General features: G+C 73.4%; 20 protein-coding genes. 16 read left to right on the top strand and 4 right to left on the bottom strand.

All coding sequences use genetic code 11. From position 1 onward, the window contains the following. The first annotated feature begins 48 nt into the window (after positions 1-48). The 5 genes from ACZ60W_RS22640 (at position 49) to ACZ60W_RS22620 (ending at position 4,882) form a co-directional block, all read left to right on the top strand. A complete protein-coding gene (locus ACZ60W_RS22640) occupies positions 49-1,428 on the top strand; it encodes an ATP-binding protein (RefSeq protein WP_469757154.1) in 1,380 nt (459 codons plus the stop codon). Next, positions 1,425-2,519 carry a tetratricopeptide repeat protein gene (locus ACZ60W_RS22635; protein WP_469757153.1) on the top strand — a complete coding sequence of 365 codons (1,095 nt, stop codon included), beginning with the start codon at positions 1,425-1,427 and terminating at the stop codon, positions 2,517-2,519. Before ACZ60W_RS22640 ends, ACZ60W_RS22635 begins: the two co-directional genes overlap by 4 nt. A 76-nt stretch (positions 2,520-2,595) precedes the next feature. Further along, positions 2,596-2,955, top strand: coding sequence for a histidine triad nucleotide-binding protein (locus ACZ60W_RS22630; protein ID WP_469757152.1), 360 nt, complete (start codon positions 2,596-2,598; stop codon positions 2,953-2,955). A 3-nt stretch (positions 2,956-2,958) separates the two neighbouring features. Beyond that, complete coding sequence (locus ACZ60W_RS22625) at positions 2,959-3,861, top strand: ribonuclease Z (protein WP_469757151.1); 903 nt, start codon at positions 2,959-2,961, stop codon at positions 3,859-3,861. A 10-nt stretch (positions 3,862-3,871) separates the two neighbouring features. Continuing rightward, positions 3,872-4,882, top strand: a complete 1,011-nt coding sequence (locus ACZ60W_RS22620; protein ID WP_469757150.1) for an adenosine deaminase — start codon at positions 3,872-3,874, stop codon at positions 4,880-4,882. A gap of 79 nt (positions 4,883-4,961) precedes the next feature. On the opposite strand, the gene ACZ60W_RS22615 is transcribed toward ACZ60W_RS22620, so the two are convergent. Beyond that, positions 4,962-6,311: an MFS transporter gene (locus tag ACZ60W_RS22615; RefSeq protein WP_469757149.1), complete on the bottom strand. Its 1,350-nt coding sequence runs from the start codon at positions 6,309-6,311 to the stop codon at positions 4,962-4,964. A 255-nt stretch (positions 6,312-6,566) separates the two neighbouring features. Here ACZ60W_RS22615 and ACZ60W_RS22610 point away from each other — a divergent pair, with 255 nt between their 5' ends. The 5 genes from ACZ60W_RS22610 to ACZ60W_RS22590 all read left to right on the top strand — a co-directional run bounded on the left by ACZ60W_RS22610 (position 6,567) and on the right by ACZ60W_RS22590 (position 11,040). Beyond that, positions 6,567-7,685: a carbohydrate kinase family protein gene (locus tag ACZ60W_RS22610; RefSeq protein ID WP_469757148.1), complete on the top strand. Its 1,119-nt coding sequence runs from the start codon at positions 6,567-6,569 to the stop codon at positions 7,683-7,685. 141 nt (positions 7,686-7,826) lie between these two features. Beyond that, a complete protein-coding gene (locus tag ACZ60W_RS22605; protein ID WP_469757147.1) occupies positions 7,827-8,870 on the top strand; it encodes a PhoH family protein in 1,044 nt (347 codons plus the stop codon). Positions 8,871-8,892: 22 nt separating this feature from the next. Beyond that, the gene (gene ybeY / locus ACZ60W_RS22600) at positions 8,893-9,390 is read left to right on the top strand and encodes an rRNA maturation RNase YbeY (RefSeq protein ID WP_366306073.1); all 498 of its coding nucleotides are present in this window, start codon (positions 8,893-8,895) and stop codon (positions 9,388-9,390) included. Between the two features lie 4 nt (positions 9,391-9,394). Beyond that, a complete protein-coding gene (locus ACZ60W_RS22595; RefSeq protein ID WP_469757146.1) occupies positions 9,395-10,690 on the top strand; it encodes a hemolysin family protein in 1,296 nt (431 codons plus the stop codon). Continuing rightward, complete coding sequence (locus tag ACZ60W_RS22590; RefSeq protein WP_469757145.1) at positions 10,687-11,040, top strand: MmcQ/YjbR family DNA-binding protein; 354 nt, start codon at positions 10,687-10,689, stop codon at positions 11,038-11,040. Before ACZ60W_RS22595 ends, ACZ60W_RS22590 begins: the two co-directional genes overlap by 4 nt. 15 nt (positions 11,041-11,055) lie before the next feature. Here ACZ60W_RS22590 and ACZ60W_RS22585 read toward each other — a convergent pair whose 3' ends face one another. Beyond that, a complete protein-coding gene (locus tag ACZ60W_RS22585) occupies positions 11,056-12,459 on the bottom strand; it encodes an MFS transporter (RefSeq protein ID WP_469757144.1) in 1,404 nt (467 codons plus the stop codon). Between the two features lie 168 nt (positions 12,460-12,627). Between ACZ60W_RS22585 and ACZ60W_RS22580 the strand changes: the two genes are divergently transcribed. The 6 genes from ACZ60W_RS22580 (at position 12,628) to era (ending at position 18,136) form a co-directional block, all read left to right on the top strand. Then, positions 12,628-13,449: a helix-turn-helix transcriptional regulator gene (locus ACZ60W_RS22580; protein WP_469757189.1), complete on the top strand. Its 822-nt coding sequence runs from the start codon at positions 12,628-12,630 to the stop codon at positions 13,447-13,449. Between the two features lie 122 nt (positions 13,450-13,571). Then, the gene (locus tag ACZ60W_RS22575) at positions 13,572-13,934 is read left to right on the top strand and encodes a cytidine deaminase (protein ID WP_469757143.1); all 363 of its coding nucleotides are present in this window, start codon (positions 13,572-13,574) and stop codon (positions 13,932-13,934) included. 205 nt (positions 13,935-14,139) lie between these two features. Then, positions 14,140-14,619 carry a hypothetical protein gene (locus tag ACZ60W_RS22570; RefSeq protein WP_469757142.1) on the top strand — a complete coding sequence of 160 codons (480 nt, stop codon included), beginning with the start codon at positions 14,140-14,142 and terminating at the stop codon, positions 14,617-14,619. 201 nt (positions 14,620-14,820) lie between these two features. Further along, the gene (locus ACZ60W_RS22565; protein ID WP_469757141.1) at positions 14,821-16,152 is read left to right on the top strand and encodes a beta-xylosidase; all 1,332 of its coding nucleotides are present in this window, start codon (positions 14,821-14,823) and stop codon (positions 16,150-16,152) included. Positions 16,153-16,219: 67 nt separating this feature from the next. Continuing rightward, positions 16,220-17,164, top strand: coding sequence for a DUF916 domain-containing protein (locus ACZ60W_RS22560; RefSeq protein WP_469757140.1), 945 nt, complete (start codon positions 16,220-16,222; stop codon positions 17,162-17,164). 21 nt (positions 17,165-17,185) lie between these two features. After that, positions 17,186-18,136: a GTPase Era gene (era, locus tag ACZ60W_RS22555; protein ID WP_469757139.1), complete on the top strand. Its 951-nt coding sequence runs from the start codon at positions 17,186-17,188 to the stop codon at positions 18,134-18,136. Between the two features lie 10 nt (positions 18,137-18,146). On the opposite strand, the gene ACZ60W_RS22550 is transcribed toward era, so the two are convergent. Together ACZ60W_RS22550 and ACZ60W_RS22545 are read right to left on the bottom strand one after the other, a co-directional pair. Continuing rightward, the gene (locus ACZ60W_RS22550; protein ID WP_469757138.1) at positions 18,147-18,404 is read right to left on the bottom strand and encodes a protealysin inhibitor emfourin; all 258 of its coding nucleotides are present in this window, start codon (positions 18,402-18,404) and stop codon (positions 18,147-18,149) included. Positions 18,405-18,424: 20 nt separating this feature from the next. Next, the gene (locus ACZ60W_RS22545; protein WP_469757137.1) at positions 18,425-19,477 is read right to left on the bottom strand and encodes a M4 family metallopeptidase; all 1,053 of its coding nucleotides are present in this window, start codon (positions 19,475-19,477) and stop codon (positions 18,425-18,427) included. Positions 19,478-19,701: the final 224 nt, after the last annotated feature.

Here is a 19,701-nt window from a genome sequence, read left to right as displayed (position 1 = left end):
GCCGCACCCGGTGGACAGCGGCCCCCGGGTCCTCCTTAGGCTGACCGCATGGCCGACGAGTCCCCCCTGATCCGCAGTCTGCGCGCCGCCGTGGCCGCCGCCCCCGGCGACGTGCCCCTGCGTCTGCACTTCGCCGAACTCCTCCTCGCCGAGGGGCGGAACGACGAGGCCGTCGCGGAGGCGGCGGTCGCGCTCCAGCACGCTCCGGGGGACGCGGCCGCGCGGACGCTGATGATGCGGGCGATGGGGATGCCGCCGGCGGAGCCCCCGGCGCCCGCGCCGGCCGTGGAGCCCCCGGCGCAGGCCCCCGCCCCCGCGCCGGCCGTGGAACCTCCGGCGCCCGCCCCGGCCGCCGCCACGGACCGCGGTGCATCCGAACACGGCGACGCGCCCCCGGAGGGCGCGTCCGAGCCGGCCGCGGCCGCGCACGACGCCTTCGACTGGGCCGCCGCCGAGCAGCAGGTGCAGGACCTCGTCGGGCCCCGCTTCCTGGAGGAGCCGCAGGCCGCCGGCGGCGACGGGCCGGCGGGGGACGCCGCCGCCTGGGACGTCGACGCGCCCGGCGCCGTGCGGCTGGCCGACGTCGGCGGCATGGAGGAGGTCAAGGACCGCCTGGAGGCCGCCTTCCTCGCGCCGATGCGCAACCCCGAACTCCGCAGGCTGTACGGCAAGTCGCTCCGCGGCGGCCTGCTGCTCTACGGCCCGCCCGGCTGCGGCAAGACGTTCATCGCGCGGGCCGTCGCGGGCGAGCTGGGCGCGAACTTCCTCACCGTGTCGCTCTCCGACGTCCTCGACATGTGGATCGGGGCCTCCGAGAAGAACATCCACGACATCTTCGAGACCGCCCGCCGCCAGGCCCCCTGCGTCGTCTTCCTCGACGAGCTGGACGCGCTCGGCGCCAAGCGCTCGCGCACCCACCACGGCGGTCTGCGCAACGTCGTCAACCAGCTCCTCACCGAACTCGACGGCATCGCGAGCGGCGCCGGCAACGAGGGCGTCTTCGTCCTCGCCGCCACCAACGTGCCCTGGGACGTGGACATCGCGCTGCGCCGCCCCGGCCGCCTCGACCGCACCCTGCTCGTCCTGCCGCCCGACGCCACCGCCCGGGAGGCGATCCTCCGCTACCACCTGCGCGACCGCCCGATCGAGGCCGTCGACCTCGGCAAGCTCGTCAAGGCCACCGAGGACTTCTCCGGCGCCGACCTGGCCCACCTGTGCGAGACGGCCGCCGAGACCGCGCTCCTCGACTCGGCCCGCACCGGCTCCGTCCGGCTGATCACCACCAAGGACCTGCTCGGCGCGGCCAAGCAGATCAAGCCGTCGACGGAGCCGTGGTTCGCCTCCGCCAAGAACGTCGCCATGTTCGCCAACGAGGGCGGCCTGTACGACGACCTCCTCGCCCACCTCAAGCGGAAGCGCAAGCTGTGACCACCCCCACCGCGCTGCTGCGGGCCGAGGCGCTCTACGACACGGGGCGGTACGCGCAGGCCGGGGCCCTGGTCGCCCAGTACCTCGCGACCGAACCGGAGGACGCCGAGGCCCTGGTGCTGCTGGCCCGCTGCCACCACCGCGGCGGCGAGGGCCCCGCCGCGCTGGCCGCCGTCGACCAGGCGCTGCGGGCGCAGCCGGAGCTGCTCGGCGGGTGGCTGATGCGGGTCCACATCCTCCTCGCGGCCAAGCGGTACGCGGAGGCGGAGGCGTCCGCCCGGCACGCCGTGGAACTCGCCCCGCAGTACTGGGGCACCCACTACGCGCTCGGCACCGCCCTCGCCGAGCACGGCGAGCACACCCGCACGCCGGGCCGGACCGTCGAGGCGTACGAGGCCGCCAGGGCCGCCGTCGCCCTCGCCCCCGAGGAGGACGCGGCCCACTTCCTGGTGGGGCTGACGGCCCAGCGCCGGGGGGACAGGGTCACCGCGCAGCGGGCGTACGAGACGACGCTGCGGCTCAATCCGCAGAGCAGCGAGGCCCACAACAACCTGTCGCTGCTGCGGCTGCGGCGCCGCTGGTTCCGGCGGGGGGCGTGGACCCAGGCGGCCGAGGGGTTCGTCGCCTCCGCCGCGCTCGACCTCCAGGACCGCAAGGCCCGCTACAACCTGGAGGCCATGGCCTGGAACACCGTCGCCGGGTCGCGCTGGGTGGCCCTCCTCGGGTTCATCGCCTCCGCCGTCGCACGCGCCTGGGTCCCCGACGGGGCGAGCTGGTCCGAGGCGGCCGTCCCGCTCCTCGTCGGCGGGGCCGTGGTCGTCGGCGTGTGGACCGGGTGGGCGGTGTGGATGGCCCGCCGGGTGCCGCCCCGGCTGCGCCGGCCGCTGCTCCTCGTGGCGCGCAACTGCCGGCCGGTGCTGTTCATGGCCGGGGCCGTCGGGCTCCTCGGCCTCCACTCGCTCGCCGCCCTGGCCCTGTGGTCGGTCGACTCGGCGGTGGTGAGCGGGCTGGGGACGCCCCTGTTCTGGGCCGTGATCATCACCTACTGGGTGAGCCGCTCGGCCCTGAACCGGCGCGCGCCGAGGGACTGACCGGGGGCGCCGTCGGGCCGGGGGCGGCCGATAGCATGCCCGTGTACCGACCGACAGAGGCGAGGAGGCCCGGGCCATGGCCGGAGAGCCGCAGAGCGACTGCCTGTTCTGCAAGATCGTGGCGGGGGAGGTGCCGGCGACGATCGTCCGCGAGACGGAGACGACGGTGGCCTTCCGTGACATCAGCCCGCAGGCGCCGACCCACGTCCTGGTGATCCCGCGCCTCCACTACCCCGACGCCGCGTCGCTGGCCGCCGCCGTGCCGGAGGTGGCCGCCGACGTGCTGCGCGAGGCCGGGGAGGTCGCCGCCCAGGAGAAGGTCGACGGCCACGGCTTCCGGATCGTCTTCAACACCGGCGCCGGCGCGGGGCAGACCGTCTTCCACGCCCACGCCCACGTGCTGGGCGGCCGCGGCCTCAACTGGCCCCCCGGATAAGCCGTGTCCGTACGCGAACTGGTCGTCCTCGGCACCGCGAGCCAGGTCCCGAACCGGCACCGCAACCACAACGGCTACCTGCTGCGCTGGGACGGCCAGGGCATCCTGTTCGACCCCGGCGAGGGGACCCAGCGCCAGATGCTGCGGGCCGGGGTCGCCGCGCACGACCTCGACCGGATCTGCGTGACGCACTTCCACGGCGACCACTCGCTGGGCCTGGCCGGGGTGATCCAGCGGATCAACCTCGACCAGGTCCCGCACCCCGTCACCGCCCACTACCCGGCGAGCGGGCAGCACTTCTTCGAGCGGCTGCGGTACGCCACGGCGTACCGCGAGACCGTCGGGCTGACCGAGGCGCCCGTCTCCGCCGACGGCCCGCTGGCGGTCACCGAGGCGTACACCCTGGACGCGCGCCTGCTGTCGCACCCGGTGGAGTCGTACGGCTACCGCCTCACCGAGCCCGACGGGCGCCGCATCCTGCCCGAGCGGCTCGCCGCGCACGGCGTCAAGGGGCCGGACGTGGGCCGGATCCAGCGCGAGGGCGTGCTGGACGGCGTCACGCTCGACGACGTGAGCGAGGTCCGGCGCGGACAGCGCTTCGCCTTCGTCATGGACACCCGCCTCTGCGACGGCGTGCACGCCCTCGCCGAGGGCGCCGACATGCTCGTGATCGAGTCGACCTTCCTCGACGAGGACGTCCGGCTCGCCACCGACCACGGCCACCTGACGGCCGGGCAGGCCGCCCGGGTCGCCCGGGACGCGGGGGTGCGGCACCTGGTCCTCACCCACTTCTCGCAGCGCTACTCCGACCCCGCCGCGTTCGAACGGCAGGCGCGGGAGGCAGGGTTCGACGGCGAGCTGAGCATTGCCCAGGACCTCATGAGGGTCCCCGTACCGAAGAGATAGAGCACCACCCATGCACCTCCCCGAGCCCCTTCCCAAGGCCGAACTGCACCTCCACATCGAAGGCACCCTCGAACCGGAGCTGGCCTTCGCCCTCGCCGCCCGCAACGGCGTCACCCTGCCGTACGCGGACACCGCCGCCCTGCGCGAGGCCTACCGCTTCAGCGACCTCCAGTCGTTCCTGGACCTCTACTACGGCCTGATGGCGGTCCTGCGCACCGCCGAGGACTTCACGGAGCTCGCGGACGCCTATCTGGAGCGGGCCGCGGCCCAGGGCGTGCGCCACGCCGAGATCTTCTTCGACCCGCAGGCGCACACCGCCCGGGGCGTGCCGATCGGCACGGTCGTCGAGGGACTCGCCGCCTCCCTGGACCGCGCCGAGGAGCGGTACGGGATCTCGACGCGGCTGATCCTCTGCTTCCTGCGCGACGAGTCCGCCGAGTCGGCCCTGGCGACCCTGGAGGCCGCGAAGCCGTACCTGGACCGCATCACCGGCGTCGGCCTGGACTCGGCCGAGGTCGGCCACCCGCCGGCGAAGTTCAGCGCGGTGTACGAGGAGGCCGCCCGCCTCGGTCTGCGCCGCGTCGCCCACGCGGGCGAGGAGGGCCCCGCCGCCTACGTCCGGGAGGCCCTGGACGTGCTGGGCGTGGAGCGGATCGACCACGGACTGCGCTGCATGGAGGACCCGGAGCTCGTCGAGCGGCTGGCCCGCGAGCGGGTGCCGCTCACCCTGTGCCCGCTGTCGAACGTCCGCCTCCGCGTCATCGACACCCTGGCCGACCACCCGCTGCGCACGATGATGGCCGCCGGCCTCCTCGTCACGGTCAACTCCGACGACCCGGCGTACTTCGGCGGCTACGCGGGCGACAACTTCGACGGCGTCCGCGACGCCCTCGGCCTCTCCGACGAGCAGCTGCGCGACCTCGCCCGGAACTCCTTCACCGCCTCCTTCCTGGAGGACGACGAGCCCCGCCGCGCCCGCTACCTCGCCGAGGTGGAGGCGTACGCCTTCCCGCAGCGCTGATCCGGCCTGATCGACACGACGCCCCCTGGGCCGTCTCTTCCGGATCTTGCCTGACCCGGCAAGATCCGAAAGAGACGACCTAGCCCCGGTCCGAGGGGCGGGCGAGGCGGAAGGCGGACTTGGCGAGCCGGCGGCGGCCGGCGGTGGCGGGGACGGGGATGGCCGTGACGGGCTGTTCCGGAGCGCCCATCTGCGGGACGAGGGCCGGGGTGGCGGAGGCCGTGCCGGCGAGGACGGCCGCCGGGGCGCCGCCGCGGCGGCGGACCGAGCCGGGGACCAGGGGGCGGCCCGAGGCGTGGCGGGCCACCGCCGTCATGGGGACCGCGACGAGGACGAGCAGGGCGCAGAGGACGGCGCCCATGCCCGGGTAGCCGGCGTGCTCGGAGAGCAGGCTGCCGGTCACGGGGCCGCAGGCCACGCCGAGCGAGGAGGCCGAGCCGACCAGGACGGCCCAGCGGCCGCGCGGGTCGAGGGAGGCGGCCAGGCCGAGGAGGTAGGACAGGACGACCGGGTAGACGGCGTTCCAGAGGATCTCGCCGGTCGCGAAGGCGGCCAGGCTCCCGGCGGCCGAACTCAGCAGCACGCACGCCGCGATGAGGACGGTGCCCACGCCGATCGGCACCGCCCGGCCCAGGCGCGAGCCGAGCGCGCCGGCCGCGGTGACCCCGGCGAGCCCGGCGCCGAGCGCCGCCGCGAAGACGGCGCCGACGGCGACCTCGGAGAGCCCGGCCTGGGTGAGCCCGATGCGGCCGCTGACGCCCCACAGGGCGTTCTGCGCGAGGGACCAGCACAGGATGCCGCCGGCGAGGACGATGCCGGCCCGGCGGTACGGCAGCGGGCCGGCGGGCGCGGTCGTCCGCCCGGGCCGTCCGTCCCGCGCGGACGCGGTGGCCGCGAGCCGGCCGGTGAGCGGCCACACCAGGGCCGCGGCGCAGGCGATCGCGAGCAGCGGGGCCGCGTGGCCGCCGCCCAGGTGCGGCAGGGTCAGGTAGAGGGCGCCCGCCGTGGCCGAGACGGTCAGGAGGCCGAGGGTGGAGGCCCGGTGCGGGTCGCGCAGGCCGGCGATCCCGGCGGCCGCCACCGCCGTCGCCGTGCCGGAGCCGACGCCGCCGAGGACCGCGCCCGCGACGACCAGCGGCACGGTGCCCGTCGCGGCGGCGGAGCCGTAGCCGACGGCCATCGCGAGCAGGCCGGCGCGGGCCGCCGTGCGCGGGGCGATGCGGTCCCCGCGGGCGGCCAGCGTGAAGCCGGCGGACGAGGAGCCGAGGAGCAGCACGGAGCCGGCGAGGCCGGCCTGCGCGGGGGTGAGGCCGAGGCCGGCGGAGAGCCGGCCGACGACGGTCGGCAGCAGGTACGGGGCGAGGTAGCCGGCCGTGAAGAGGGCGACGAGGGCGACGAGTGCCGCCGGGCCGCGGGTCCGCGAGGACATGGGCGTTCCCAGGTACGGAAAAGGGGCGGGGTGGGCGCCCGGTGGTGCGGGGAACACGGGGTCGCGGAACCATGTGTATCAAGCAGGTGAGTGACGGGAGAAGGTGGTATCCGCCGTTTCGCCATGTGATCTGGGTCACGTTCGGTTTGGAGTACGGGATTGCGGGTACAGGCCCGCTTTCTCGCTGCGTCCCACTCGTCACGCGCACCCCATCGGGCACACTGACCTGATCCGCACCAGCGCAGGGAGCCAGCCGTGACCACAGCAAGGGGAGACCAGCCGCAACACGACGCCGGGGTCGACCCGTTGGTCTGCCTGCGCGAACCCACCGACCCCGCCTGCGACGTCTTCCTGACGGGCACGGTCTTCCTCGACATCATCTTCACCGGCCTCGACAGCGCGCCCGTCCGCGGCACCGAGTCCTGGGCCCGCGGCATGGGCTCCAGCCCCGGCGGCGTCGCGAACATGGCCACCGCCCTCGCCCGCCTCGGCCTGCGCACCTCGCTCGCCGCCGCCTTCGGCGACGACCACTACGGCGAGTACTGCTGGGACGCCCTGGAGCAGGGCGAGGGCATCGACCTCTCCCTCTCCCGCACCGTCCCCGGCTGGCACTCCCCGGTCACCGTCTCCATGGCCTACGAGGGCGAACGCACGATGGTCTCCCACGGCCACGAGGCCCCGCCGTCGGACGGCGCCCTGCCGGCCTACCCGCCGCACGCCCGCGCCGCCGTCGCCTCCCTCGTCCCCGGCCGGAGCGAGGAGTGGGTCGCCCAGGCCGCCCGCGGCGGCGCCATGGTCTTCGCCGACGTCGGCTGGGACGACACCGGCCGCTGGGACCTGGCCGGACTCACCGACCTGGAGCACTGCGAGGCCTTCCTGCCCAACGCCGCCGAAGCCATGCGCTACACCCGCACCGAATGTCCGCGGGCGGCCGCCCGGGCCCTCGCCGACAAGGTCCGCTACGCCGTCGTCACCCTCGGCGCCGAGGGCGCCTACGCCGTCGACGGCGCCACCGGCGAGACCGCCGAGGTCCCCGCCATCCAGGTCGACGCCCTCGACCCCACCGGCGCCGGGGACGTCTTCGTGGCCGGCTTCGTCACCGGCACCCTCGCCGACTGGCCGCTCGCCGACCGGCTCGCCTTCGCCGGCCTCACCGCCGCCCTCTCCGTCCAGGAGTTCGGCGGTTCCCTCTCCGCCCCCACCTGGGGCGAGATCGCCGCCTGGTGGCAGCACGTCCAGGGCCACGCACGCCAGGACCCCGAGGCGCTGCGCGACCGCTACGCCTTCCTGGAGCGCCTGCTGCCCGCCCCCGCCCGCCCCTGGCCGCTGCGCCGCGCGGTGCCCACGATCGGGTTCCGCGCCGCGGCCTCCTGAGCGGCGGCGGGTCGCCGTCCGCGCACGGGCCGTAAACCGCTACGGGCTTGTCGGCACCAGGTCGTAGGCTGGGAGGCCGAGAGGTTGTCGAGCAGCGAGAACCCTGCAACAGGAGGTATGTGCAGGCCACAGTGCCGGCCCATGACTCAGACACCCACAGCCCACGACGGCGCGCCGCAGGACGGCGCCCCCGGTCAGGCCCACGCCCGGTTCACGGTCCCCGCCAAGCACCCGATGGTGAGCCTGCTCGGCTCCGGTGACGCGCTGCTGCGCGTCATCGAGCGGTCGTTCCCGGACACCGACATCCACGTCCGGGGCAACCAGGTCAGCGCGGTCGGCGACCCGGCGGAAGTCGCCCTGATCCAGCGCCTGTTCGACGAGATGATGCTGGTGCTCCGCACCGGTCAGCCGATGACGGAGGACGCAGTGGAACGCTCGATCGCCATGCTCAGGGCGAGCGGGAACGGATCGGCGGAGGGCGGCGAGGAGACTCCCGCCGAGGTGCTCACCCAGAACATCCTCTCCAGCCGGGGACGCACGATCCGCCCCAAGACGCTCAACCAGAAGCGGTACGTCGACGCGATCGACAAGCACACGATCGTCTTCGGCATCGGCCCCGCCGGTACCGGCAAGACCTATCTCGCCATGGCCAAGGCGGTCCAGGCCCTGCAGTCCAAGCAGGTCACCCGGATCATCCTGACCCGGCCCGCCGTCGAGGCGGGCGAGCGGCTCGGCTTCCTGCCCGGCACGCTCTACGAGAAGATCGACCCGTACCTGCGCCCGCTCTACGACGCCCTGCACGACATGCTCGACCCCGACTCGATCCCCAAGCTCATGGCGAGCGGGACGATCGAGGTCGCGCCGCTGGCGTACATGCGCGGCCGGACGCTCAACGACGCGTTCATCATCCTCGACGAGGCGCAGAACACGAACCCCGAGCAGATGAAGATGTTCCTCACCCGCCTCGGCTTCGACTCGAAGATCGTCATCACCGGTGACATCACCCAGGTCGACCTGCCGAACGGGACGAAGAGCGGTCTGCGGCAGGTCCGCGACATCCTGGACGGCGTCCAGGACGTCCACTTCTCGACGCTCACGTCGCAGGATGTCGTCCGGCACAAGCTCGTCGGCCGTATCGTCGACGCGTACGAGCAGTACGACAGCCGCAACGGGCTGCGCCATTAGACGAGAGAAGTACACAGGCACCATGTCGATCGACGTCAACAACGAGTCCGGCACCGAGGTCGACGAGCAGGCGATCCTCGACATCGCCCGCTACGCGCTCGCGCGCATGCGCATCCACCCGCTCTCCGAGCTCTCGGTGATCGTCGTGGACGCCGAGGCGATGGAGCAGCTCCACATCCAGTGGATGGACCTGCCGGGACCGACGGACGTCATGTCCTTCCCGATGGACGAACTGCGCCCGCCGGCCAAGGACGACCAGGAGCCCCCGCAGGGGCTCCTGGGCGACATCGTGCTCTGCCCCGAGGTCGCCACGCAGCAGGGCAAGGACGCGCCGACCGAGCACTCCATGGACGAGGAGCTCCAGCTGCTCACCGTCCACGGCGTGCTGCACCTGCTGGGGTACGACCACGAGGAGCCGGACGAGAAGGCCGAGATGTTCGGCCTCCAGGCGGCGATCGTCGACGGCTGGCGCGCGGAGAAGGGCCTGACCGGCCCCTCCCCGGCGCCGACCGTGTCCTGACCCGATGGACGTCTCCCTGATCCTCGGCGCCGTCGCGCTGGTCATCGTCGCCTGGCTCGCCGCCTGCGCCGAGGCCGGCCTCGCCCGCGTCTCCACCTTCCGCGCCGCCGAGGCCGTACGGTCCGGCCGGCGCGGGGCGGAGAAGCTGGCGCAGATCGCCGCCGACCCCACCCGCTACCTCAACGTGGCGCTGCTCGTCCGCGTCTCCTGCGAGATGGCGGCCGGCGTCCTCGTCACGTACGCCTGCCTGGAGGCCTTCCCGGAGACCTGGGAGGCCCTGCTCGTCGCCATCGTGGTGATGGTCCTCGTCTCGTACGTGGCCGTCGGCGTCTCGCCGCGCACCATCGGCCGCCAGCACCCGCTGAACACGGCGACCGCCGCCGCCTACGTCCTGCTGCCGCTGGCCCGGATCATGGGCCCGATCCCGCAGCTGCTCATCCTCATCGGCAACGCGCTGACCCCGGGCAAGGGCTTCCGCAAGGGCCCCTTCGCCTCCGAGGCCGAGCTGCGGGCCATGGTCGACCTCGCCGAGCAGGAGTCGCTCATCGAGGACGAGGAGCGCCGCATGGTGCACTCGGTCTTCGAGCTGGGCGACACCCTGGTGCGCGAGGTGATGGTGCCGCGGACCGACCTGATCTGCATCGAGCGGTACAAGACGATCCGCCAGGCCCTCACCCTCGCGCTGCGCTCCGGCTTCTCCCGGATCCCGGTCACCGGCGAGAACGAGGACGACATCGTCGGCATCGTGTACCTGAAGGACCTGGTCCGCAAGACGCACATCAACCGGGACGCCGAGGCGGACGTGGTGTCGACCGCGATGCGGCCCGCCGCGTTCGTGCCGGACACCAAGAACGCCGGTGACCTGCTGCGCGAGATGCAGCAGGAGCGCAACCACGTCGCCGTCGTCATCGACGAGTACGGCGGCACGGCCGGCATCGTCACCATCGAGGACATCCTGGAGGAGATCGTCGGCGAGATCACCGACGAGTACGACCGGGAGCTGCCGCCGGTCCAGGAGCTCGGCGAGGGACGCCACCGGGTCACCGCCCGCCTCGACATCGGCGACCTGGGCGAGCTGTACGGCTTCGGCCCCGACGAGTACGACGACGAGGACGTGGAGACCGTCGGCGGTCTGCTCGCCAAGGCCCTCGGCCGGGTGCCGATCGCGGGCGCGAAGGCGGTGGTGGAGCTGCCGGACGGCCGCTCGCTGCGGCTGACCGCCGAGGCTCCGGCAGGCCGCCGGAACAAGATCGTGACCGTTCTCGTGGAGCCCCTGGAACCGGAGGAGGAGCCGGCGTGACCCCCGAGCAACTGCGCGCCTTCTGCCTGGACTTCAACGACGCGACAGAGGAGTTCCCCTTCAGTCCGGAGGTCTCCGTCTTCAAGGTCGCCGGGAAGATGTTCGCGCTGTCCTGGCTCGACGCCGACCCGCTGAAGGTCAACCTCAAGTGCGACCCGGACGAGGCGGTACGGCTCCGCGAGGAGCATCCGGCCGTCGCCCCGGGCTACCACATGAACAAGCGGCACTGGAACACCGTCACCGTCGCGGAGCTCCCGGACCGGATGGTCCGGGAGCTCGTCGAGGACTCGTACGACCTGGTCGTCGCGGGTCTGCCGAAGGCGGTACGGCTCCGCCTCGACCGGCCGTAGGAGGCCGGCCCGGCCTCAGGACCGGCGCCGCAGTCCGAGGCCGACGAGGACCGCGGTGCCGACCACGATCGCCGCGTCCAGGGCGAGGACCGTGCGGACCCCTCCGTACAGGTCCCCGCCCGTGGTCGCGAGGACGCCGAGCAGCGGGATGCCGACGGTGAGGCCGACCTGCTGGGTGGTGGTGACCAGGCCGGTCGCCAGACCCTGCTCCTCGTCGGGGACGCCGGAGGTGACGGTCAGTCCGTACGAGATGATCGCGCCCAGGTGGAACATGCAGGCCAGCGAGGCCGCGACGGTCGCCAGGACGACCCCTGACTCCCGGCCCACGCCGAGGATCGCGGCGGTCAGCAGGCCCTGCCCGGCGAGGGAGCCGACCAGGACGCGGCGGGTGCCGAGCCGGCCGATCACCTTCGGGGCGAGCGTGCCGGCCAGGATCGCCGCCAGGCCCTGCACGCCGAAGACCAGACCGGTCGCGAAGGCCGACAGCTCCAGGGTCTCCTGGAGGTACAGGGTCAGCACGAAGACGACGGTCGACATCATCGAGAAGGTGACCAGACCGGCCAGGTTGCCGAAGGCCACCGTCCGCCGCCGCAGCATCGGCAGCGAGACCAGCGGGGCCGCGTGCCGGGACTCGACCCGCACGAAGACCGCCAGCAGCGCCACCCCCGCCACCAGGCTGACCAGCACGTCCGCGCCGCCGAAGCCGCGCTGGGCCGCCGTCGACAGGGCGTAGATCAGGGCGAGCAGGCCGCCGGTGACGGTCACCGCGCCCGGCACGTCGAGACGGGGCCGCTCCGGGGTGCGGGACTCGGGCAGCAGGCCCGGCGCCAGCGGGAGCACGATCACGGTGAACAGGGCGAGCAGGCCCATGGTGGAGCGCCAGCCGAGGGTGTCGGTCATGACGCCGCCCAGCACCATGCCGACGGTGAAGCCGAGCGAGAGCAGGGTGCCGGAGATGCCGAGCGCCCGGTCGCGCAGCGGGCCCTCCGGGAAGGTGGTGGTCAGCAGGGACATGCCGGTGGGGACGATGGCCGCGGCCCCCAGGCCCTGGAGGGCACGCCCGGTGAGGAAGGCGGCCGGGTTCCAGGCGAAGGTGGCGAGCAGCGAGGCGGCGCCGAAGAGGACGAGGCCGGCCAGGAACAGCCTCTTGCGGCCGAAGAGGTCGCCGACGCGTCCGAAGAGGAGCAGGAAGCCGCCGGACGGCAGGGCGAAGGCGGTGACGGCCCACTGGAGGGCGGACTGGCCGAGGCCGAGGTCGGCGCCGAGGACGGGCAGGGCCACGTTCAGGACGGAGAAGTCGAGCGCCACCATGAACTGGGCGGCGCAGAGCACGAAGAGGATGAGCCGGGTGCGGCCGGTGAGCGCGGGGGGCGCCGCGGGGGCGGTGGGGGAGGCCGGGGGAGAGGTCGTCGTTGCCATGCCCCCACCTTCGGCGGGCGGGAACAACGGTGGGGAGCGGGAACTTATCCTGTTGGTCGCACCACCAGGCATCCACCATGCGTCCAGGGGGAGGAAGCACACGTGGCCACCGCTCTTGAGAGCACCAGTGCGAAACAGCGGCGACTCGGGGAGCTGCGCGAGTTCCTGATGAGCCGTCGGGCCCGGATCAGCCCCGCGGAGGCGGGACTCCCGGACGGCGGGGCGCGCCGGCGCACCCCGGGGCTGCGCCGGGAGGAGGTCGCGGTCCTCGCGGGGGTCGGCGTCTCCTGGTACCAGTGGCTGGAGCAGGGCCGGGACATCACGGTCTCGCCGCAGGTCCTCGACTCGGTGGCCCGGGTGCTGCGGCTGAGCCCGGCGGAGCGGCGCCACCTGTACGTCCTGGCGGCGCTGAACCCGCCGGCGCTGGAGGCGGCCCCGGAGGACCGGGACATGTGCGACGGGCTGCGGCGCCTGATCGACGCGTGGATGCCCTTCCCGGCGCACATCATGGACCAGTACTGGAACACGGTCATGTACAACGACGCGGCGGCGATCGTGCTCGGGATGCGGCCGGAGATCTCCCAGAACTGCCTGATCGACTTCTTCACCGACCCGCTCTACCGCTCGCGGGTGGGGCACTGGGAGGAGATCGCGCCGAAGGTGGTCGCGCAGTTCCGCTCGGCGTGCTCGGAGTGCGACGACGACGGCGGCTTCCAGGCGGTGATCGCCGAGCTCAAGGAGCGCAGCGAGGAGTTCACCGAGCTGTGGGAGCGGCGGGACATCCTGCCGGGTGGCCAGAACCGCAAGGAGCTGGAGCACCCGCTGGTCGGCACGCTGGTCGTCGAGGCGACCCAGCTGAGGGTGCCGGCCCGCCCGGACCTGGTCATCGTCATGCACACCCCGCTCCCCGAGGCGGACACGGCCGGGAAGCTGGAGTGGCTGGTGTCGCCCGAGGGGCGCCGCGGGGCGATGTACCCGGTCGCGGGCTGAGGGTGCGGGCGGGCGCGGACCGACTGCGCCACCGGCCGGGGTCCGGGTCACGGGCCGAGACGGAGCGGTCGAGGGCTGAGACGGCGTCCGGGCGTCCGGGGCCCGCGACCTATGCTCGGGGCATGACACTCAGCAGCGAGCACGGCGACCTCGGCGCCGAGGACCTCAAGATCATCACCCTGGCGCGCAGCGCCCGCGCCCGCAACGGCGTGCCCGAGGGCGCGGCCGTGCGCGACGAGACGGGCCGGACCTACGTCGCCGGCACCGTGGAGCTGGAGTCGCTCAAGCTGAGCGCGCTGCGGACCGCGGTCGCCATGGCGGTGGCCAGCGGCGCCGAGTCCCTGGAGGCGGCGGCCGTCGTGTCGACCGCCGGGGCGGCGTCGGAGGAGGACCGCGCGGCGGTGCGCGACCTCGGCGGCCCCGGGACCCCGGTCCTGCTCGCGGGTCCCGACGGCCGGCTGCGCTCGGCGGTCACGGCCGGCTGATCCGGACGGCGGCGACGCGTACGACGAGGGCCCGGCGCAGCGCCGGGCCCTTTGCGCGTTTGTGAAGTGGCACCGCATCTTCTCTTGCCTTCCCCGGCCGTCTGCGCATCAATGGCATCGGTTCGCCCGACGGACCGTCAGATGTTCACCGTCCACGCAGTGTCCGCACCCCTGCGTTCGTCATCGGAAGGGGTACGAACCCGCCATGAGAAGCAGAAGCACCTTAGGAACCGTCGCGGTACTCACCGGAGCGCTCGCCGCCGCGGGGCTCGCGTTCGCCCCCACGGCCGGCGCCGTCTCGCCGGGCACCGCCACGGCGACGTACGACTGCGGCAGCTGGGGCGGTGGCGGCGCCACCCTCACGGCCACGCAGAGCGGCACCGCCGCGACGATCACCGTCACCTCGGCCGTCACGACGCCGATCGCGGTCGGTGCGAACACGATCAACGCCACCCTGACGATGGCCAAGGGCGGCGGCGGCACCCGGGTCTTCACCGGCAAGAAGAACCCGGCGCTCGCCGCCGGCCAGTCCGTCGTCATCGGCCCCCTGAGCGGGACCGTGGCCTCGGGCGACAGCCTCAACTCGTACTTCGCGGGGGTCGCCCTCAAGATGGTGATCTTCGGGGTCACGGTGAACTGCGACGCGCTGACGTCACAGTCGCCCGGCCCGTTCGTCTTCAGCTGAGCCGCTCCACCCCGAACCGGTGTCGCCCTGGGCGGCACCGGTTCCTCTCGTGCGCAGAAGGCTGTGACCTGCGAAAACGGCAACAGATCGTCGATCTTGACAGTATCTGATGGGTCATCAGTCGAGGTCTTTCGCTTCCCTTGACTTCTCTCCGCGCGCGGCCGTCAATGGCGCCCACCCAACCCTCAGGAGGGGCACCCCATGGCACTCACCCGATCCCGGGCGGCGGCCCGAAGACGGCGCTGGACCGCCGTCCTCGCCGCCACCGCCCTCGCGGTCGCCGGCGGCGCGCTCGCGGCCCCGGCCGGCGCGTCCACGGCCTCGCAGCCGGTGGAATTCCAGACCCGCTGCGTCCCGCCGCCGATCGCCGGCATCCCGCCGATCACGGGCACCACGACCGCCGAGATCACGGTCGACAAGCTCAGCCCCAAGGTCGGCGAGACGGTGACCGTCACCTACACGATCACCAAGCCCGCCGCGTCCAACCCGGTCGACCTCGCGCTGCCGGCCGACATCATGACGCCCACCGGCAAGGTCGTCCTCGGCGGCGCCCAGACCGGCCAGGTCACCGTCACCGGCCCCCGGAAGAACCCGCCGGTCCCCGGCAAGGGCTCCTTCCCGGCCTTCTCCATGACGGGCACCTTCACGGCCACCGGGGCGGGCTCGGTCACCCTCTCGCCGGGCGACTACAACATCCACACCAGTTACCTCATGGAGCTGGACACCCCCTGTACGGTCCTCACCCCGCCGGCCCCGGTCTCCGAGACCGTCGTGGTGAGTCCCGCGACCGACCCCAACACCCGGGCGCTCCAGCTGGACAACGCCTCGGGTGATCCCGGCGTCCGCGTCACCGTCACCGGCAGCCGCTTCACGCCGCTCACCGAGGTCACTGTCGCCGGCCGGGCAGGCGCGGCGGAGACCGCCGACCGGATGACGGTCACGACCGACAGCGAGGGCGGCTTCGCCGCGCGGCTGAAGGTCAACGACGCGGCGACCACCGGGATCGTGGCGTACGAGGGCGCGGCCTGGGACCTGGACAAGGGCGCCGGACCCGTCGCCTACAAGGTCGTCGTGCCGGCCCCGCCGAACAGCCAGACGATCACCGCGGCCGTCACGGCGGGCGAGCTGTCCATGACTCAGGCGGGGGACGCGGTCCAGCTGTCCTCCGTCGACTTCGGCCAGGGTGGCGCGGCCACCGGCGCCCTGCAGACGGTGACGGTCAAGGACTTCCGCGGCGGACCCGCGGGCTGGTCCCTGACCGGCAAGGTCACCGACTTCGCCGGACCGGGCGGTGCCATCGGCGCCGGGAACCTCAGCTGGACGCCCGCCTGCACCGCCAAGGCCGGCAGTCCCAGCGCCTGTGCGGCGGGTTCGGCCGGACCGGTCGGCAGCGGCGGCGCGACCCTCGCCTCCACGCCGAACGGCACGCTGACGGGCGGCGAGTTCACCGTCGACGCACAGCTCTCCCTCGACGTCCCGGCGTTCACCGCGCCCGGCGCGTACGCGGGCGTGCTGACGCTGACGCTCTCCTGACCGCCCGCGGGCCGGGCGCGCACCCGGCCGGCCCGCTCCGTCTCCGCACCCCGGGGGGTTCCGCACCGTGCGCAAGCTGTACGTCCTCCTCCTGAGCGTCCTCGTCGCGCTGCTGGCCCCCGTGCCGGACGCGCGCGCCGCCGAGAACGGCGAATGGGCCGTCTACCCGGCGGCCGCCACCCTGGGCAGCCGCCCGTACTTCTTCCTGACCGCCTCCCCCGGCGCGACCCTCACCGACCGGGTCACCGTCGCCAACAAGACCGCCGCCCCGCTCACCTTCCGGCTCTACGGTGCCGACGCCTACAACACCGACCGGGACGGCGGCTTCGCCGTCCGCACCCGGCAGGAGCGGCAGACCGGCGCCGGCGCCTGGATCACGCCCGAGCGGACCCGGATCACCGTCCCGCCCCGCTCGGCCGTCACCGTGGCCTACACCCTCGCCGTGCCCGCCGACGCCGACCCCGGCGACCACCCGGGCGCCCTCGTCGCCCTCGACGAGCGCATCAGCGCCGGCGGGAAGGGGAGCGTCGCCGTCGGCGTGCAGCGCGCGGTCGCCGCCCGCCTCTACCTCCGGGTCGGCGGGCCGACGCTCGCGGCACTCGGCGTCGAGGACGTCACCCTCGACCAGGACCGGCCGCTCGTCCCCGGCACCCGCACGAGCACCGCCGTCGTCTCGTACACCCTGCACAACCGGGGCAACGTCACGCTCAACCCCAAGGTCGTCCTGAAGGCCCGGGGGCTCTTCGGCCGCACCCTCCTCGACCGCGACCTGACCGAGGTCCCGTCCGAGCTGCTGCCCCGCCAGAAGATCCGGCTCACCGAGCGGTGGACGGGCTCCCCGCAGCTCGACTGGGGCGACGTGACCCTCACGGCCACCGCGAAGGACGTGCGGGAGACCGGCCGGGTCTCCTTCCTCGCCCTGCCCTGGCTCGCGGCCGCCGTCCTCGCCGTGGGCGCCGCCGCCGGCCTCTTCGGCCTGCGGATACGGCGCCGCAGGGCACTGAGTACGTGAGGAGGGCGCTCATCGGGGACAATGGCCCCCATGAGCGCTCGCAACCAAGAAACCGAAGCCGTCCACCGGGCCGGCTTCGCCTGCTTCGTCGGCCGCCCCAACGCGGGCAAGTCCACCCTCACGAACGCTCTGGTCGGCCAGAAGGTGGCCATCACCTCCAACCGGCCGCAGACCACCCGGCACACCGTCCGCGGCATCGTGCACCGCCCGGACGCCCAGCTGATCCTGGTCGACACCCCCGGTCTCCACAAGCCGCGCACCCTCCTGGGCGAGCGGCTCAACGACGTCGTGCGCACCACCTGGGCCGAGGTCGACGTGATCGGCTTCTGCCTGCCCGCCGACCAGAAGCTCGGCCCCGGCGACCGCTTCATCGCCAAGGAGCTCGCCGGGATCAAGAAGACCCCCAAGGTCGCGATCATCACCAAGACCGACCTGGTCGACTCCAAGACCCTCGCCGAGCAGCTCATCGCCGTCGACCAGCTCGGCAAGGAGCTGGGCTTCGAGTGGGCGGAGATCGTCCCGGTCTCGGCCGTCGGCGACCGGCAGGTCCAGCTCGTCGCCGACCTCCTCGTCCCGCTCCTGCCGGAGTCCCCGCCGCTCTACCCGGAGGGCGACCTCACGGACGAGCCGGAGCAGGTGATGGTCGCCGAGCTGATCCGCGAGGCCGCCCTCGAAGGCGTCCGGGACGAGCTGCCGCACTCCATCGCGGTCGTCGTCGAGGAGATGATCCCGCGCGAGAACCGCCCCGCGGACCGGCCGCTGCTCGACATCCACGCCAACGTCTACATCGAGCGCCCCAGCCAGAAGGGCATCATCATCGGCCCGAAGGGCAGCCGCCTCAAGGAGGTCGGCATGAAGTCCCGCAAGCACATCGAGGCGCTGCTCGGCACCCCCGTCTTCCTCGACCTCCACGTCAAGGTGGCGAAGGACTGGCAGCGCGACCCGAAGCAGCTGCGCAAGCTCGGCTTCTAGCCGGGCCCGCTCAGGCGCCCTCCTTGAGGACCCTCGTGACGAGGGTCCGCTGGGCGTCGGTCAGCCGGGGGTCGCGGCAGTGCACCGTGGTGCCGTCGACGGTGATCTCGTAGGAGAAGCCGTCCGGGACGCCCCGGGCGTCGCCGTGGCCGTCGCCGTCCGCGAGGACGGTGGCGGCCAGGGACTCCAGCTCGGGGTCCGCGACCACCACCTCCGCCGACCGCTCGATGCCCGCGAAGCCGCCCGTGCGCCGCACTCGAATCCGCATGGGCCCTGTCTACCAGGCCGTCAGCCGGTGGGCACCCCCACCGCGGTCCAGGCCTTCAGGACGGCCTGGATCTCCTCCCCGTCGCCGTACCGGGCCCGGGCCGCCGCCACCGTCGCCGCCGCGAACTCCGAGAAGCGGGCCTCGGGGGTGAGGGCGCCGCCGGTCATGACGTCGTACCAGATCTGCCCGGGGCGCTCCCAGGCGTTGCCGCCGAGCTCGGTGGCGAGCAGGTAGAAGGCGTGGTTGGGGATGCCGGAGTTGATGTGCACCCCTCCGTTGTCGCGGCCGGTGCGGACGTAGTCGTCCATGTGCCCGGGCTGCGGGTCCTTGCCGAGGACGTCGTCGTCGTACGCGGTGCCCGGGGCCTTCATGGAGCGCAGGGCCGTCCCCTGCACGTTCGGGTGGAAGAGGCCCTCGCCGATGAGCCAGTCGGCCTCGCTCGCGCTCTGGCCGCGGGCGTGCTGCTTCACCAGGGAGCCGAAGACGTCGGAGACCGACTCGTTGAGGGCGCCGGACTGGCTGAAGTACTCCAGGTTCGCCGTGTACTGGGTGAAGCCGTGGGCGAGCTCGTGGCCGATGACGTCCACCGGGAGGGTGAAGTCGAGGAAGATCTCGTCGTCGCCGTCGCCGAACACCATCTGCTCGCCGTTCCAGAAGGCGTTGCCGTAGTTCTCGTCGTAGTGGACGGAGGCGACGAGGGGGAGTCCCGAGCCGTCGATCGAGTCGTGGCCGAAGGCCTGGAGGAAGAGGTCGAAGGTGGCGCCGAGGCCGGCGTACGCCCGGTTGACGGTGGCGTCGGCGACCGCCTCGTCCCCCTCGCCCCGCACCTTGGTCCCCGGCAGGTCGGTGCCGCGCCCGCAGTCGTGGACGGTGCGGTGGGGGCGCTGGGCGTCGCCCGGGGCGAGCGTGGGCACCGCGCCGGGCAGGGGCAGCACCCGGAAGGTGCGGGCGGCGGCGTCGGCGACGAGGGTGCGGCGCGCGGTGGCGGCGACCGCCTCGTTGGAGGAGCGGGCCAGGTGCTCCAGGAGGTGGGGCGGGACGATCGAGCAGAAGACGGACGTCTGGGGAGTCATCCCTGCAATGTGGCACTGAGTGATGCCACTGTCACGAGGAGAGACGAGGATTGGCGAAATGGAGTGATGCGTCACTGTTCGGGCTTGACGTGGAGGCCGTCCCGCATACTGGAACAGGACGTCCGCCCCCACGGACCTGGGCTATGGTGACGCACATCATGCGTTTCGGGCTGCTTCTCCTTAGCTGCCGCGGCGAGGGCCTGTAGTCGTAGGCCGACCCCCTC

The sequence above is a fragment of the Streptomyces sp. NPDC104202 genome (assembly GCF_055584185.1).
The sequence above is the reverse complement of the archived record's forward strand: the minus strand, read 5'-3'. Positions and strand labels throughout refer to the sequence as shown.

Bases quoted from the DNA above. Each gene is read 5' to 3' on its own strand.
- ACZ60W_RS22575 (WP_469757143.1), top strand. From the start codon at position 13,572: ATGACACTCAGCAGCGAGCACGGCGACCTCGGCGCCGAGGACCTCAAG.
- ACZ60W_RS22620 (WP_469757150.1), top strand. From the start codon at position 3,872: ATGCACCTCCCCGAGCCCCTTCCCAAGGCCGAACTGCACCTCCACATC.
- ACZ60W_RS22630 (WP_469757152.1), top strand. From the start codon at position 2,596: ATGGCCGGAGAGCCGCAGAGCGACTGCCTGTTCTGCAAGATCGTGGCG.
- ACZ60W_RS22640 (WP_469757154.1), top strand. From the start codon at position 49: ATGGCCGACGAGTCCCCCCTGATCCGCAGTCTGCGCGCCGCCGTGGCC.
- ACZ60W_RS22545 (WP_469757137.1), bottom strand. From the start codon at position 19,477: ATGACTCCCCAGACGTCCGTCTTCTGCTCGATCGTCCCGCCCCACCTC.
- ybeY (WP_366306073.1), top strand. From the start codon at position 8,893: ATGTCGATCGACGTCAACAACGAGTCCGGCACCGAGGTCGACGAGCAG.
- ACZ60W_RS22550 (WP_469757138.1), bottom strand. From the start codon at position 18,404: ATGCGGATTCGAGTGCGGCGCACGGGCGGCTTCGCGGGCATCGAGCGG.
- ACZ60W_RS22565 (WP_469757141.1), top strand. From the start codon at position 14,821: ATGGCACTCACCCGATCCCGGGCGGCGGCCCGAAGACGGCGCTGGACC.
- ACZ60W_RS22595 (WP_469757146.1), top strand. From the start codon at position 9,395: ATGGACGTCTCCCTGATCCTCGGCGCCGTCGCGCTGGTCATCGTCGCC.
- ACZ60W_RS22605 (WP_469757147.1), top strand. From the start codon at position 7,827: ATGACTCAGACACCCACAGCCCACGACGGCGCGCCGCAGGACGGCGCC.
- ACZ60W_RS22615 (WP_469757149.1), bottom strand. From the start codon at position 6,311: ATGTCCTCGCGGACCCGCGGCCCGGCGGCACTCGTCGCCCTCGTCGCC.
- ACZ60W_RS22585 (WP_469757144.1), bottom strand. From the start codon at position 12,459: ATGGCAACGACGACCTCTCCCCCGGCCTCCCCCACCGCCCCCGCGGCG.
- era (WP_469757139.1), top strand. From the start codon at position 17,186: ATGGCCCCCATGAGCGCTCGCAACCAAGAAACCGAAGCCGTCCACCGG.
- ACZ60W_RS22580 (WP_469757189.1), top strand. From the start codon at position 12,628: ATGAGCCGTCGGGCCCGGATCAGCCCCGCGGAGGCGGGACTCCCGGAC.
- ACZ60W_RS22570 (WP_469757142.1), top strand. From the start codon at position 14,140: ATGAGAAGCAGAAGCACCTTAGGAACCGTCGCGGTACTCACCGGAGCG.